14 protein-coding genes are annotated in these 13,923 nt (G+C 73.6%); 5 read left to right on the forward strand and 9 right to left on the reverse strand.

The window, feature by feature from the left end; translation table 11 throughout:
• The first annotated feature begins 42 nt into the window (after positions 1 to 42).
• Complete coding sequence (locus K7396_RS28660; protein ID WP_086718291.1) at positions 43 to 1,065, forward strand: LysR family transcriptional regulator; 1,023 nt, start codon at positions 43 to 45, stop codon at positions 1,063 to 1,065.
• Here K7396_RS28660 and K7396_RS28665 read toward each other — a convergent pair.
• Both K7396_RS28665 and K7396_RS28670 read right to left on the reverse strand, forming a co-directional pair.
• Positions 1,060 to 2,415 carry an MFS transporter gene (locus K7396_RS28665; RefSeq protein WP_223660227.1) on the reverse strand — a complete coding sequence of 452 codons (1,356 nt, stop codon included), beginning with the start codon at positions 2,413 to 2,415 and terminating at the stop codon, positions 1,060 to 1,062. The genes K7396_RS28660 and K7396_RS28665 overlap by 6 nt on opposite strands.
• 92 nt (positions 2,416 to 2,507) lie before the next feature.
• Positions 2,508 to 3,785: an exo-beta-N-acetylmuramidase NamZ family protein gene (locus K7396_RS28670; RefSeq protein ID WP_086718292.1), complete on the reverse strand. Its 1,278-nt coding sequence runs from the start codon at positions 3,783 to 3,785 to the stop codon at positions 2,508 to 2,510.
• Positions 3,786 to 3,971: 186 nt separating this feature from the next.
• On the opposite strand from K7396_RS28670, the gene K7396_RS28675 reads away from it, so the two are divergent.
• The 4 genes from K7396_RS28675 (at position 3,972) to K7396_RS28690 (ending at position 8,118) form a co-directional block, all read left to right on the forward strand.
• Complete coding sequence (locus K7396_RS28675) at positions 3,972 to 4,745, forward strand: SDR family oxidoreductase (RefSeq protein WP_086718293.1); 774 nt, start codon at positions 3,972 to 3,974, stop codon at positions 4,743 to 4,745.
• Positions 4,746 to 4,878: 133 nt separating this feature from the next.
• Complete coding sequence (locus K7396_RS28680) at positions 4,879 to 6,540, forward strand: AMP-binding protein (protein ID WP_086718294.1); 1,662 nt, start codon at positions 4,879 to 4,881, stop codon at positions 6,538 to 6,540.
• A 25-nt stretch (positions 6,541 to 6,565) separates the two neighbouring features.
• Positions 6,566 to 7,171: a TetR/AcrR family transcriptional regulator gene (locus K7396_RS28685; protein ID WP_086718295.1), complete on the forward strand. Its 606-nt coding sequence runs from the start codon at positions 6,566 to 6,568 to the stop codon at positions 7,169 to 7,171.
• A gap of 326 nt (positions 7,172 to 7,497) precedes the next feature.
• Complete coding sequence (locus K7396_RS28690; RefSeq protein WP_086718296.1) at positions 7,498 to 8,118, forward strand: class I SAM-dependent methyltransferase; 621 nt, start codon at positions 7,498 to 7,500, stop codon at positions 8,116 to 8,118.
• Here K7396_RS28690 and K7396_RS28695 read toward each other — a convergent pair.
• From K7396_RS28695 to K7396_RS28725, 7 genes are all read right to left on the reverse strand, one after another.
• Positions 8,106 to 8,747 carry a MerR family transcriptional regulator gene (locus K7396_RS28695; RefSeq protein ID WP_086718297.1) on the reverse strand — a complete coding sequence of 214 codons (642 nt, stop codon included), beginning with the start codon at positions 8,745 to 8,747 and terminating at the stop codon, positions 8,106 to 8,108. The genes K7396_RS28690 and K7396_RS28695 overlap by 13 nt on opposite strands.
• Before the next feature lie 149 nt (positions 8,748 to 8,896).
• Complete coding sequence (locus tag K7396_RS28700; protein ID WP_086718298.1) at positions 8,897 to 10,111, reverse strand: acyl-CoA dehydrogenase family protein; 1,215 nt, start codon at positions 10,109 to 10,111, stop codon at positions 8,897 to 8,899.
• A gap of 6 nt (positions 10,112 to 10,117) precedes the next feature.
• Positions 10,118 to 11,170, reverse strand: coding sequence for a phosphotransferase family protein (locus K7396_RS28705; protein ID WP_086718299.1), 1,053 nt, complete (start codon positions 11,168 to 11,170; stop codon positions 10,118 to 10,120).
• 167 nt (positions 11,171 to 11,337) lie between these two features.
• Positions 11,338 to 12,396 carry an MBL fold metallo-hydrolase gene (locus K7396_RS28710; protein ID WP_152105042.1) on the reverse strand — a complete coding sequence of 353 codons (1,059 nt, stop codon included), beginning with the start codon at positions 12,394 to 12,396 and terminating at the stop codon, positions 11,338 to 11,340.
• A 129-nt stretch (positions 12,397 to 12,525) separates the two neighbouring features.
• Entirely contained in the window at positions 12,526 to 12,888 is a 363-nt protein-coding gene (locus K7396_RS28715) for a DUF202 domain-containing protein (RefSeq protein WP_086721717.1), read from the reverse strand.
• A 3-nt stretch (positions 12,889 to 12,891) separates the two neighbouring features.
• Positions 12,892 to 13,302, reverse strand: a complete 411-nt coding sequence (locus K7396_RS28720) for a YidH family protein (RefSeq protein WP_086721718.1) — start codon at positions 13,300 to 13,302, stop codon at positions 12,892 to 12,894.
• Between the two features lie 43 nt (positions 13,303 to 13,345).
• Positions 13,346 to 13,879, reverse strand: a complete 534-nt coding sequence (locus K7396_RS28725) for an NUDIX hydrolase (protein WP_086721719.1) — start codon at positions 13,877 to 13,879, stop codon at positions 13,346 to 13,348.
• Between the last annotated feature and the right edge of the window lie 44 nt (positions 13,880 to 13,923).

Here is a 13,923-nt window from a genome sequence, read left to right on the forward strand (position 1 = left end):
TATGCTGCAGGGTTCTGAACTCCAGGGATGGGAAAGCGAGGCATGGCCTTGTCAGGTCCGCAGCAGTACCCGACGGAGCTGCTGGATACCACCATGGACCAGCTGCGCACGCTGATCGTGGTCCACGAGGCGGGTACCGCGCTGGGCGCGGCCCGGCAGCTGGGCCGCGAGCAGTCCAGCGTGCAGAAGCAGCTGGACACCATGAACCGCACCTTCGCCGCCCTGTGCGGCGAGGAGCTGGTCCTCAAGCAGGGCCGGGGGCGGGACGCCCTGTTCACCGCGACCGGCGAGGCGCTGGTCGAACTGGCCCGGCGCACGCTGGGGGAGTGGACCGAGGGGGTGCGCGACGCCCGCCGCCGGCTCGGCCGGACGGTCTCGGTCGGCACCACCCGCTACACCCTCGGCTTCCTGCTGGACGCCGTCGAGCGCGTCACCGAGGACTACGAGCGCGACGACGTCGACCTGAAGGTCACCCACGTCCGCACCGGCGACCTCTTCGCCAAGCTGCGCGCCAAGGAACTCGACCTGGTCTGCGGCAGCGTCGTGGTCACCGAGGGCGAGGAGGCCGGACTGCTGGCGCCGTACGAGGTCATGGAGTGGCGGCGCAGCGGGCTCTCGCTGCTGACGAACCTGCCGCCCGAGCGGCTCCCCGGCACCTCGTTCGACGCCCGCGAGCTGCCCCGGCTGCCGCTGGTCGTCTCCGCCCGCGGCCTGATCGGCCGCTTCCTGACCTCCTGGTACGGCTCCGACTACCGGCACAAGCTGTCCGTGGCGGCCGAGATCGAGGCCGCGCACTACGGCTTCGAACTGCTGCGGTCGGGAGTGGTCAGCGGGGCGATGCTGGTCACCCGGGGCATCGGGGAGGCCGCCGCGGACGGCCGCCTCCCGGAGGCCGGCGGGCTGCGCACCCTGGAGATCGTCGGCGAGGTCGGCCCCCGGACGGAGGTGCTGGTCGGCGTCTTCACCCGCCGGGGCGAGCGGGACTCCTACGGCCCCGGCCACCCCCTCAACCTCCTGTGGGACGCGCTGTCCCGGGAGAGCGGGCGATGGTGGCTCAGCTCATGAGCGGGGCGCGGCCCCGTGGTCCAGGTCCCGTTCCCGGGTCTCCGGCAGCGCCAGCACGCACAGCAGCGAGACGACCGCCATCGCGCTGACGTACCAGCCCACCGAGGCCGAGCCGTACGCCGACTGGAGCCGGGTGGCGGCCAGCGGGGCCACCGCGCCGCCGAGGACGCCGCCCAGGTTGTAGGCGAGCGAGGCACCCGAGTACCGCACCCGCGCGCCGAACAGCTCCGGCAGGTAGGCGCCCATCGGGCCGTACACCACCCCCATGCAGAACAGCGCGCCGCCGATGCCGAGGGCGATCAGCGCCGGTGCCCCGGTGTCCAGCAGCGGGAAGAGGACCAGGCCCCACACCGCGGCGAGGCCGCAACCGGCGAGGATCAGCCGGCGCCGCCCGGCGGCGTCGGAGCGGGTGGCGGCGAGCCAGGTGCCGGCGGCCAGGAACAGGCAGGCGACGAGGGAGAGCCCCAGCATGGTGTTGCGGGAGACGCCGAGGGGGCCGGTGGCGTAGGACAGGCAGTAGGTCGTCGCGGTGTAGAAGAGGCCGTAGGCGACGATCATGCCGCCCGCGCCCAGCAGGAGTTCGCGCGGATGACGGCGCAGCACCTCGACGGCGGGGACCTTGCTCGCCTCCCGGGCGTCCAGCACCTTCGCGAACACCGGCGTCTCACTGATCTTCAGCCGTACGAACAGCCCCACGCCGACCAGCAGGAACGACAGCAGGAACGGCACCCGCCAGCCCCACGAGCCGAACGCGGCGTCATCGAGCACGGACGACAGCAGCCAGAACACCCCGGTCGCCGCGAAGAACCCCACGGACGGCCCGAGTTGCGGGAAGGCCGCGTAGAGCCCGCGGCGGGCGCGCGGCGCGTGCTCGACCGCGAGCAGCGCGGCCCCGCCCCACTCGCCGCCCAGGCCGATGCCCTGCAGGAAGCGCAGCGCGATCAGCAGCAGCGGCGCCCAGACACCCCAGCTGCCGTAGCCGGGGAGCAGTCCGACGCACGCCGTCGAGAGCCCCATCAGCAGCAGCGAGACCACCAGGACGGACTTGCGGCCCACCCGGTCGCCGAAGTGGCCGAAGAGCACCGAGCCCAGCGGCCGCGCGGCGAACGCCACCGCGTAGGTGGAGAAGGACGCGAGGGTGGCGTTGACCGGGTCGAGCGTCGGGAAGTACGCCTGGTTGAGGACGAGCGCGGCGGCCGTCCCGTAGATGTAGAAGTCGTAGAACTCGATGGCCGTCCCGATGAACGAGGCCACCGCCACCCGGCGCAGGCTCTCGCCGCCGGCGGCGTCCTCCGCCCTGTCCGGCGGGGCGTCGGCCGATGTCTGCGCTGCTGTCGCGTCACTGCTCACCAGCGCACTTTCCGGCCCGGCGCCCAGGACAGTCAAGGGGCGAAACGGCCTGTCCCGGTTCCTGAGACGGGGACAGGCCCGGCCCAACACCCTTACGGGTAGCGCAGATACCGCCGCCGCAGCGCGCGGAAACGGCCGAGTCTCTCCCGCCAGGCGGCGGCGATCTCGTCCGTCCCCGCGCCCGCGTCGATCATCGTCCGTACCGTCGAGGAACCGGTCAGCCGGTCGATGCCGTTGTCCGGCCGCCAGGCGAAGCCGCTCCAGACCCGCTTCGCGGTCACCAGGAGGCCGATGCCCGTGCGGACCGGGTCGAACGCCGCGCGGTCGTGTACGTGGAGCTGGACGCCGCCGATGGTTTTGCCCTGGAACTTGGAGAAGGTCGGCGCGAAGTACGCCTCCCTGAAGTGGACGCCGGGCAAACCCAGTTCGGTGGCGGCCGCGGCCCACCGCCGGTCGACGCCGTCCGCGCCCAGCAGCTCGAAGGGGCGGGTGGTGCCGCGCCCCTCGGAGAGGTTGGTGCCCTCGAAGAGGCAGGTGCCGGAGTAGACCAGGGCGGTGTCGGGCGTGGGCATGTTCGGGCTCGGCGGTACCCAGGGCAGCCCGGTGGCGTCGAAGAAGTCGGTGCGCCGCCAGCCGGTCATCCGCACCGTCTCCAGCTCCACCGGGCGCCCGGCGGCCCGCGGCACGAACTCGCCGTTGAACAGCAGCGCCAGCTCCGCCACCGTCATCCCGTGCGCCTGCGCGATCGGCTCCCGGCCGACGAAGGAGGCGTACGCCTTGTCGAGCACCGGGCCGGTTGCCGCCCGGCCGGTGACCGGATTCGGCCGGTCGAGGACCAGGAAGCGCTTGCCGGCCAGCGCCGCCGCCACCATGCAGTCGTACAGCGTCCAGATGTAGGTGTAGAAGCGCGCGCCGACGTCCTGGATGTCGAAGACGACGGTGTCCACACCGGAGGCGTCGAAGATGTCCGCGAGCGCCCGGCCGCTCTTGTTGTACGTGTCGTAGACCGGCAGCCCGGTGGCCGGATCGTCGTAGCGGCCCTCGGAGCCGCCGGCCTGAGCGGTGCCGCGGAAGCCGTGCTCGGGGCCGAAGACCGCGGTCAGCCGCACCCGGTCGTCGGCGTGCATCACGTCCACGATGTGCCGCAGGTCCCGGGTGACGCCGGTGGGGTTGGTGACGATGCCCGCCGTGCGGCCTTCCAGGAGGCGGTAGCCGTCGGCGGCCAGCCGGTCGAAGCCGGTGTGCACCCGCCGCCCGCCGCCGGGCGCCGGCCCGGCCGCCCGTGCGGGTCCCGTACCCGAGGCCAGCGCGGCACCGGCCGCTCCGGTCGCCGCCAGCCGTCCGAGCAGAACGCGTCTCGACAGAGCCATCCGCACACCTCCGTGATCAGAAACCGACCGGGTACGTGCCATGTGCACGCTAACGCCCGCGGGGCCGCGGCGGAACGGACCCGGCCGGTACGGACCCGGCCGGTACGGCGGGGACTCTTCCGCCGGGACATACCGACTGGTTAGTCTGCCTGTCGGCCGAATGGACGCGACCGAGGGAGACCCAGCGTGGAAGCCGTACGGGACAAGGCCGTTGTCGTCACCGGGGCGGGCGGGGGCATCGGCGCCGCGCTGGCCCGCCGGTTCGCCGCCGAGGGCGCCCGGGTCGTGGTCAACGACCTGGACGCGGCCAAGGCGGCGAAGACCGCCGAGGAGATCGGCGCGCTCGCGGTCGCCGGTGACGCCTCCGCCGTCGTCCCGGCCGCGCGCGAGGCGCTCGGCGGCGGCATCGACATCTTCTGCGCGAACGCCGGGGTCGGCACCGGCGGCGGGCCCGAGGCGTCCGAGGAGGACTGGACGCTGGCCTGGGACGTCAACGTCATGGCGCACGTCAGGGCCGCGCGGGAGCTGCTGCCGGAGTGGCTGGAGCGCGGCAGCGGGCGCTTCGTCTCCACGGTGTCCGCCGCGGGCCTGCTCACCATGGTCGCCGCCGCCCCGTACAGCGTCACCAAGCACGGCGCCTACGCCTTCGCCGAGTGGCTCTCGCTCACCTACCGGCACCGCGGCATCGACGTCCACGCCATCTGCCCGCAGGGCGTCCGCACCGACATGCTGGCCGCCACCGGCGCCGCCGGGGACCTGGTGCTGACGCCCACGGCCGTGGAACCCGAGGACGTCGCCGACGCCCTCTTCGCGGCGATGGCCGAGGGCCGCTTCCTCGTCCTGCCGCACCCCGAGGTCGCCGGCTACTACACCGCGCGGGCGGCGGACCCCGACCGCTGGCTCGGCGGGATGAACCACCTCCAGCGGAAGTTGGAGGAGACCGAGGGCGGCCGCTCCTAGGAGCCCCGGGCAGGGCGGGGTGACGGGCCGGCCGGGCCCGGCGCGTCACCCCGCGCCCCCCGCCACCCCGCGTCACGCAGGTGTCTCCCCCGCAGGGATGATCAGGCGATCAGGAAGAAAGGGCCGCACCCCGATGACCTCCTACCAGGACATGCCGTGGCTGGCACAGCTCACCGACGCCCAGCGCGCCCCCGTCCAGCCGCCCCCCTCGACGCTGCACGCCTTCCGGGCCGCGGTGGGCCGTGTCCCCGACCGCACGGCGCTCGCCTACTTCGACGGCCGGCTGTCCTACGCCGAGACCGACGCGCTCTCCGACGGCATCGCCGCCCACCTCGCCGAGCGCGGCTTCCGGCGCGGCGACCGGGCCGCGGTCATGCTGCAGAACACCCCGCACTTCGTGCTCGCCCTGCTCGGGGTGTGGAAGGCCGGCGGCGTGGTGGTGCCGGTCAATCCCATGTACAAGTCCGCCGAGATGCGGCACATCCTGGACGACGCCGAGGTCACCGCCGTCATCTGCGCCGACCGCACCTGGGACGGCTTCCTGCGCGCCACCGCCGCCGGGGCGCCGTCCGTACGGATCGCGCTCACCGCCTGGGAACGGGATCTGCAGACCCGCGACGACCGGCGGGTGCTGCGCGGTGAGCGGCTCGGGCCGCAGGAGGGCGCCGACGACCTGCTGACCGTCGCCCGCAGCGCGGGCAGGATCCGCGCGGTGCCCACCGACCCGGAGCTCACCGCCGACGACCTCGCGCTCATCAGCTACACCTCCGGCACCAGCGGCACCCCCAAGGGCGCCACCAACACCCACGGCAACATCACCTTCAACGCCGAACGCCAGCGCACCGGCCTGGGACTGCCCGAGGGCGCCACCTACTTCGCGCTCGCCCCGCTCTTCCACATCACCGGCATGGTCTGCGAACTGGCCGCCTGCCTCGCCAACGCCGGCACCCTCGCCCTCGCCTACCGCTTCGACGCCGGCGTCGTCCTGGACGCCTTCCTGGAGCACCGCCCCGCCTACACGGTCGGCCCCTCCACCGCCTACATGGCGCTGATGGCCCACCCGGACGTCACCCGCGACCACTTCGCGTCCTTCCGCACCATGTCCTCGGGCGGCGCCCCGCTGCCGCCCGCCCTCGTCGAGAAGTTCCGCGCCGACTTCGGCCCCTACCTGCACAACGGCTACGGCCTGACCGAGTGCACCGCCCCCTGCGCCAGCGTCCCGCCGGGCCGGGAGGCCCCGGTCGACAAGGTCTCCGGCACGCTCGCCGTGGGCGTCCCGGGGCCCGACACCATCGTGCGGATCACCGACGAGGAGGGCCGGGACCTGCCGTTCGGCGAACAGGGCGAGATAACCGTCCGCGGCCCCCAGGTGGTCCCCGGCTACTGGCGCCGCCCCGACGCCACCGCCGAGGCCCTCCCGGACGGTGAGCTGCGGACCGGCGACATCGGCTTCATGGACGCCGGCGGCTGGCTGTACGTCGTCGACCGCAAGAAGGACATGATCAACGCCTCCGGCTTCAAGGTGTGGCCGCGCGAGGTCGAGGATGTCCTCTACAGCCACCCGGCGGTGCGCGAGGCGGCGGTGGTGGGGGTGCCCGACGCCTACCGCGGCGAGTCGGTCAAGGCGTACGTCAGCCTGCGCCCGGGCGCCGCCCCCGAGCCCGCCGAGCTGGCCGCGTACTGCAAGGAGCGGCTGGCGGCGTACAAATATCCCCGTGCGGTGGAGATCCTGGCCGAGCTTCCCAAGACCACCAGTGGCAAGATCCTCCGACGGGAGCTGCGCCACCGCGCATGACGAGCACGAAGGACAGGTGAGGGCGATGGCCGGCACGAAGGACGGCAACGGCAACGGCGGTACGAAGCCGGTGGCCCGGCGGCTGCTGGCCACCGCCACCAGGCTCTTCGCCGAGCAGGGCTACGACCGCACCTCCGTCCAGGAGATCGTCGATGCGGCGGGCGTCACCAAGGGCGCCCTCTACCACTACTTCGGCTCCAAGGAGGACCTGCTCCACGAGGTCTACGGCCGGGTCCTGCGCCTCCAGCAGGAGCGGCTCGACCACTTCGCCGACGCCGACGCGCCAGTGGAGAAGCGGCTGCGCGACGCCGCCGCCGACGTGGTCGTCACCACCATCGACAACCTCGACGACACCAAGATCTTCTTCCGCTCGATGCACCACCTCAGCCCGGAGAAGGACAAGCAGGTGCGCGCCGAACGCCGCCGCTACCACGAGCGGTTCCGGGCCCTGGTCGAGGAGGGCCAGCGCACCGGCGTGTTCGCCGCCGACATCCCCGCCGACCTGGTCGTGGACTACCACTTCGGCTCCGTGCACCACCTGGGCACCTGGTACCGCGAGGACGGCCCGCTCAGCCCGCAGCAGGTCGCGGACCACCTCGCGGATCTGCTGCTGCGCGCCCTGCGGCCGTAGGCGGACCGCGCCACGGGCCGCCGGACCGTCCCGCCGCGGTGTTCCGTTGGCCACAGTGGCGGGAGTGGCGTCCCTCACACACCCTCACCGTGCGTGTCCGCGCGGCCACCTCGGGGCGGTCCTGACCGCCTCCCGGCGCCCTCCGGCGGGCCTTCACCGGATCTCCGGAAACTTGTCGGATTGCGCGCAAGGCCAGTGGGAATGCGCTCCCGGGCAGTGACACTCAAGGGGTGGCGGCAACTCGGGGGTGTCCTCATCCGCCGTCCGTCACCTACGGTATCGATAGTTCCTCTATCACTACCGATGTGGGTGGCCCTGTGGCTGAAGTGACGCTGTTTCTCCGGGAGTACGCACGGACGCGCCGGGAGGTGGGCGCGATCGCTCCGAGCAGTCCCCGGCTCGGCAGGGCCCTGACCCGCTATCTCATCCCCAGCCCCGGCCGCTCCCGCGCGGTCCTGGAAGTGGGCCCCGGTACCGGAGCGGTGACCCGCCACATCGCCGACGCGCTCGGCCGGGAGGACACCCTCGACCTGGTCGAGGCCAACCCGCGCTTCGTCGACATCCTGCACGGCGCCTACGGCGGCGACCCCCGGCTGCAGTTCCTCACCGGCCTGGTGCAGGAGCACGAACTCGGCACCTACGACACCATCGTCTGCGGCCTGCCGTTCGCGAACTTCGACGCCCCGACCACGACCGACATCTTCGACCGGCTGCTCGGCGCCCTGCGGCCCGGCGGCACGCTCTCCTTCTTCGGCTACGTCGGCGGGGCCACGGCGCGCCGCACGTTCACCGGCAGGGCCGCCCGCGCCCACGTCCTCGACGGGCAGCACGCGCTGCGCCGCATACTCGACCGGCACACCTTCCGCACCGAACTGGTGCTGGGCAACCTGCCCCCGGCCCGGGTGCACCACCTCGTCCCGGCCGGCGAGCCCGTTCAGCCCGTCTGAGACCGCTCCCGCACCCGCCGGGAGACGTCCTCCTGGGCGATGCGCCGCAGGGCCGCCATCGCCGCGTCGCCCAGGACGGTCCCGAGCACCGCACCCTCGATCTGGGCGTCGAGGCTCGGGACCCCGTCGAACGCCGCCAGCTCCGCGGCGGCCAGTGAGCCGGCGGCCTGGGCGTACCGGTCGAGCAGGCCGAGCAGCTCGCCCTGGTCGAGCTCGTGGTAGGCCACCACGACCTGTACCAGCGTCCGCCACCCCGGGTTCTCCGGTCGCACCGCCCAGTCGTGCCGCCGCACCAGCTCCGCGACCTCGCGCTCGGCGCACTCCCACATCTCGTCGGTGCCCCGCTCGGCGGCCACCTTGCTGACCGCCGCCTGTGCCGTCCCGAGCATGCCGTGCGGGGTGCTGCCCGGGGAGTCGATACCGGCCAGCACCTCGGCGGCGGCCGCGATGGACAGACCGCCCACTTCGGTCAGCGCGCGGATCAGCTTCAGCCGCCGGATGTGCGACTCGGCGTACTGGACCTGGTTGGGACTGATGCGCTCGCCCGGCGGCAACATGCCTTCCCGGGTGTAGTACTTGATCGACGGAACCGGAACGCCGGTCCGCCGCGCCAGTTCTCCGATACGCATCCCCCGAGGATAGCGGCGGGACCCTCCGGGCCGGGGCCCGCTCCGACCGGTGGACAAGCGGCCGAGCTCGCGGCGTACGCAAGCCGTGCCCGAGGTCCCCACCCCCTCGGGCACGGCTGCGGTACCGGGGCCGCCCCGGGCCGTCGGACCTACAGGTAGCGCTTCAACTCGCGGCGCGCCAGGGACCGCTGGTGCACCTCGTCCGGGCCGTCCGCCAGTTGGAGGGTGCGGGCGCCGGCCCACAGCTCCGCCAGGGGGAAGTCCTGGCTGACGCCGCCCGCGCCGTGCAGCTGCACGGCCTTGTCGAGGATGTCCACGACGGTGCGCGGGGTGGCGATCTTGATGGCCTGGATCTCGGTGTGGGCGCCCTTGTTGCCGACGGTGTCCATCAGCCAGGCGGTCTTCAGCACCAGCAGCCGCAGCTGCTCCACCGCCACGCGGGCGTCCGCGATCCACTCCTGCACCACGCCCTGCTGGGCCAGCGGCTTGCCGAAGGCCGTACGGGCCACCGCGCGGCGGCACATCAGCTCGATGGCGCGCTCGGCCATCCCGATCAGGCGCATGCAGTGGTGGATCCGGCCGGGGCCGAGCCGGGCCTGGGCGATGGCGAAGCCGCCGCCCTCCTCGCCGATCAGGTTGGCCGCCGGCACCCGGACGTCGTGGAAGACCACCTCGGCGTGGCCGCCGTGGTAGTGGTCCTCGTAGCCGTAGACCTGCATGGCGCGCCTGATCTCCAGGCCCGGGGTGTCGCGCGGGACCAGGATCATCGACTGCTGTCGGCGGAGGTCCGCGCCGTCCGGGTCGGTCTTGCCCATCACGATGAAGATCTCGCACAGCGGGTTCATCGCGCCGGAGATGTACCACTTGCGGCCGTTGATGACGTACTCGTCGCCCTCGCGCGCGATCCGCGTCTCGATGTTGGTGGCGTCCGACGAGGCCACCTCCGGCTCGGTCATCGCGAACGCCGACCGGATCTCACCGGCCAGCAGCGGCGCCAGCCACTGCTTCTGCTGCGCCTCGTCGCCGAACTGGGCCAGTACCTCCATGTTGCCGGTGTCCGGCGCCGCGCAGTTCAGCGCGGTGGGCGCCAACTGGGGGCTGCGGCCGGTGATTTCGGCCAGCGGCGCGTACTGGAGGTTCGTCAGCCCGGCGCCGTGCTCCGCGTCCGGGAGGAAGAGGTTCCACAGTCCCTGCCGGCGGGCCTCGGCCTTCAGCTCCTCGACGATCGGCGGGGTGTCCCACGGCGAGGCGAGCGCGGCCCGCTGCTCGTGGGCGGTCCGCTCGGCCGGGTGGACGTGCTCGTCCATGAACGTCAGGAGCCGCTCGCGCAGCTCCTCGGTGCGGGCGTCGAATGCGAAGTCCATGGTGCCTCAGCCTTCCTTGAGGGTGGTGAGTCCGTGGTCGATGAAGACGGGGACGAGCTCGCCGATCCGGTCGAACCCGGCGCCGACGGTCTGGCCGAGGGTGTAGCGGTAGTGGATGCCTTCGAGGATCACGGCGAGCTTGAACCAGGCGAACGCCGTGTACCAGGCGAGGGCGGAGGTGTCCCGGCCGGAGCGGGCGGCATAGCGCTCGATCAGCTCGGCCGGCGAGGGGTGGCCCGGGGCGCCGCTGGTGGTGCTGACCGGCGACTCGGGCAGGCCCAGGTCCGAGCTGTACATCACCAGCAGGCCCAGGTCGGTCAGCGGGTCGCCGAGCGTGGACATCTCCCAGTCCAGTACGGCCTTGAGGGTGTCGTCGGCCCCGATCAGGACGTTGTCGAGGCGGTAGTCGCCGTGGACGACGGCCGGGGCGGGCGAGGCGGGCAGCGCCCGGCCCAGCGCCTCGTGCAGCTCGTCGATCCCCGGCAGGTCACGGTTCTTCGACGCGCTCAACTGCTTTCCCCAGCGCCGCAGTTGGCGCTCCAGGAAGCCGTCGGGGCGGCCGAAGTCGCCCAGTCCGACCGCCTCGGGGTCCACGGCGTGCAGGTCCACGAGCGTGTCGACCAGGGAGAGCACCACGGCCCGGGTGCGCTCGGGTCCGAGCGGGGCCAGCTGGCCGGCCGTGCGGTAGGGCACGCCCTCGACCAGCTCCATCACGTAGAAGGGGGCGCCGATGACCGACTCGTCCTCGCACAGCAGCAGCGTCTCGGGCACCGGCACCGGCGTGTCGTGCAGGGCGCTGATGACGCGGTGCTCGCGCCGCATGTCGTGGGCGGTGGCGAGCACATGGCCCAGCGGCGGCCGGCGGACGACCCAGGAGGCGGTCCCGTCGGTGACGCGGTAGGTGAGATTGGACCGCCCGCCCTCGATCAGCCGGGCCCGCAGCGGGCCGCCGGCCATCCCCGGCCGCTCCCGGCCCAGATGCTCGCGCAATCGCTCCAGGTCGAGGCCGGGAGGGTCCTCCCGGTCCTGGGGCTGCGGGGGAGGGGTGCCCTTGCTCATCGTGCTCCTCCGTACGGAGTGGACGGTCCATCGGTCGCAGCACGATCATGCCGACTAGTCGGTATGGCGTCCAGTGCCGGAGCGTGGGGCGTCGGTCACCCGAGTACTTCCCGCCACACCGGGCCGCCCCGGCCGCCCCCGTCCCGCTCCCGCGCCGCCGCCCGCGCTCAGGCGTGGCACGCCATCGGCACCCCGCCGTTCATCACCGTCATGTCGCCGAACCCGGCCGCCAGGTCGAGCGGGGCGCCCGGCGCGGTGCCCGCCAGCTCCGCGTACGCCCGGTGCAGGTTCGCCACCAGCCGCTCGCTCTCGGCCAGCTCGGCGAACGGGCCGAGGTCCGCCTCCCGGGCCACCTCCAGCGGCGTACGCCCGGCCGCCCGGCCCTCCCGCGCCAGCCGGCCGACGAACTCCAGATAGCGCTCGATGCCGTCGTACACCTCGGGTCCGGTCACCGGACCGTGCCCGGGGACGACGGTGACCGCGTCCAGGGTGCGCAGCAGCCGCAGCGCCCGCAGCGATCCGGACAGCGACCCCATGAAGACGAACGGGGTCCCGCCGTGGAAGACCAGGTCGCCGGTGAAGACGATGCGCTCGCGCGGCAGCCAGACGATGGTGTCGCCGGTCGTGTGCGCCACGCCCGGGTGGATCAGCCGCACCTCGATGTCCCCGACGTGCAGGGCCAGCTCGTCGGTGTAGGTGACCTCCGGCGCCGCCAGGCGGATGTCGCCGTACTCCACCTCGGGCCACACCGCGTGCAGCTGCCGCCCGGCGGCCAGCAGTTCCCGGCGGCAGGAGGCGTGCCCGACGACCGTCGCCTCCGGCGCGAAGACGCAGTTGCCGTAGGTGTGGTCGCCGTGGTGGTGGGTGTTGACCACCATCCGGGGCGCGGGCGCGCCGCTCTCGGCGATCCGATGGCGCAGCAGGCGCGCCCGCCGCTCGGTGGCGGCGGTGTCCACGACCAGCGTGGCGTCCCCGTCGGTGACGAAGCCCGCGTTGTTCAGGCACCAGCCGCCGTCCGGCTGGACGAAGGCGTGGACGCCGGCGGCCAGTTCGGTGAGGTAGGGCTCGGGGACGGCGGGTTCCCCGGCGGGTGGCGCGTCCGCGGGGGTCCCGGCGCCGGACGGGGGTGCCGCCTCCGGACCGGGGGCGCCGGGCCCGGTGGGCCGGGCCGCCGGGGGCGGTACGGGGGTCCGGGCCGGCGTGTTCCGTGCTGCCGAGTCGCCCATGCGGGTGTGCCTCCTCGTCCGGTGGTTCCTCGTTCCCGCTGCCGGGGCGGGAGTCGGGCCCGCTCCGGGATCGCGAGGGTCGCGTCACCGTACCTCCGCCGCCCGCACCGGCCGGCCCCGCGCCCCGCCTCAGTGCCCGGGCCGCGCCAGGATCACCGCGCCGCACAGCGCCAGCGCGGCGGTGCAGCCGCCCAGCAGCACCGCCGTGCGCGCGGACAGACCCGGCGGCCGGCCGGTGGCCATGGCCCGCATGCGGCGGTGCGCGAGCGCCACGAAGCCGGTCCACAGCAGCCCGGTCAGCACCGTCAGGGCCACCTCCGCCGCTCCCGGGGCCGCGCTGCGCAGCAGCTGACGGGCGGCCAGCACCGCGACCGCCGTGGCGGACAGCGTCGTGCGCCGCCACGCCAGCCGGGTCCGCTCCGGCTGCAGCCCGGGGTCCCGGTCGGGGGCCGGACGCGGCGCCCCGGCGTCCGGGGGCGTGTGGCCCGCCATCGGCTAGGTGGTCCGGCCCAGGAGGACCAGCACGACCATCGCCACCGCCAGGACGCCGACGCCCAGCGCCAGCGCCGTGGGGAAGCGGGTGACCGGCAGGTCCTCGCCGCGCCGCATCGCGCGCTCGCAGCGCACCCAGTGGTTGACCGCCCGCAGCGCACACAGCGCGCCGCCGACCAGCAGGACGACGGTGAACGTCACCCGCAGCCCCTGGTGCAGCCGCGGCAGGAACTGGTCCACCGCGAAGCCGCCGCCGATCAGCGCCAGCCCGGTGCGCAGCCAGGCGAGGAAGGTGCGTTCGTTGGCGAGCGAGAAGCGGTAGTCGGGGGTCGTACCCTCCTCGCGGACCCGCGCCGGCGAGCACCACAGCCGGACGGCCGCGCCGGCCGACCGCAGCGCATCGGTGAGGATCATGGCCGAAACCCTATCGGCCGGCCGGTGACCTGCCCGGGGCGCATCAGAACTCCCCCGCCTCCCGCCGGGCCAGCAGCTCCCGGTAGGCGGCGAGCCCGTCCGGCGTCCACGGCCACTCGTCCAGCCGCCGGGCGAGCTCCTCCTCGGTCAGGAAGGCGGACCAGTCGATCTCCGACTCCTGCGGGGCGACCGGCACGGTGCAGCGCACCTGGTAGACGGCGGACCACCAGGTGTGCTCGGGCGTCTCGTAGAGGAACTTGAACAGCGGCTGCGGCGGCGCCAGCCCCTGGACCCCCAGCTCCTCCTCGGCCTCGCGCAGCGCCGCCTGGTCGTAGGTCTCGCCGGCGCCGACCACCCCGCCCACGAACATGTCGTAGTGCGAGGGGAAGACGAGCTTCTGCGGGGTGCGGCGGTGGACGAAGATCCGGTCCGCCTCGTCCCGGGCGAGGACGAACGCGCAGCGGGTGCGCATCCTGCGGGCGTAGCTCTCGCCGCGTGGGGCCTGCCCCACGACCTGATCGTTCTCGTCGACGATGTCGAGGATCTCGTCCGCGTTGAGCGGTTGCTGATCGGTCATGGGAGCCATGCAACCACCCGGCCGCGTCGCAGCACCCGCCGGGC

It is taken from the genome of Streptomyces angustmyceticus (assembly GCF_019933235.1).
GTDB classification, from domain to species: Bacteria; Actinomycetota; Actinomycetes; order Streptomycetales; family Streptomycetaceae; genus Streptomyces; species Streptomyces angustmyceticus.

What these genes read in the sequence shown, in the direction of transcription:
- K7396_RS28660 (WP_086718291.1), top strand. Translation starts at nt 43, where the DNA reads ATGGCCTTGTCAGGTCCGCAGCAGTACCCGACGGAGCTGCTGGATACC.
- K7396_RS28670 (WP_086718292.1), bottom strand. Translation starts at nt 3,785, where the DNA reads ATGGCTCTGTCGAGACGCGTTCTGCTCGGACGGCTGGCGGCGACCGGA.
- K7396_RS28680 (WP_086718294.1), top strand. Translation starts at nt 4,879, where the DNA reads ATGACCTCCTACCAGGACATGCCGTGGCTGGCACAGCTCACCGACGCC.
- K7396_RS28685 (WP_086718295.1), top strand. Translation starts at nt 6,566, where the DNA reads ATGGCCGGCACGAAGGACGGCAACGGCAACGGCGGTACGAAGCCGGTG.
- K7396_RS28695 (WP_086718297.1), bottom strand. Translation starts at nt 8,747, where the DNA reads ATGCGTATCGGAGAACTGGCGCGGCGGACCGGCGTTCCGGTTCCGTCG.
- K7396_RS28700 (WP_086718298.1), bottom strand. Translation starts at nt 10,111, where the DNA reads ATGGACTTCGCATTCGACGCCCGCACCGAGGAGCTGCGCGAGCGGCTC.
- K7396_RS28705 (WP_086718299.1), bottom strand. Translation starts at nt 11,170, where the DNA reads ATGAGCAAGGGCACCCCTCCCCCGCAGCCCCAGGACCGGGAGGACCCT.
- K7396_RS28710 (WP_152105042.1), bottom strand. Translation starts at nt 12,396, where the DNA reads ATGGGCGACTCGGCAGCACGGAACACGCCGGCCCGGACCCCCGTACCG.
- K7396_RS28715 (WP_086721717.1), bottom strand. Translation starts at nt 12,888, where the DNA reads ATGGCGGGCCACACGCCCCCGGACGCCGGGGCGCCGCGTCCGGCCCCC.
- K7396_RS28720 (WP_086721718.1), bottom strand. Translation starts at nt 13,302, where the DNA reads ATGATCCTCACCGATGCGCTGCGGTCGGCCGGCGCGGCCGTCCGGCTG.
- K7396_RS28725 (WP_086721719.1), bottom strand. Translation starts at nt 13,879, where the DNA reads ATGACCGATCAGCAACCGCTCAACGCGGACGAGATCCTCGACATCGTC.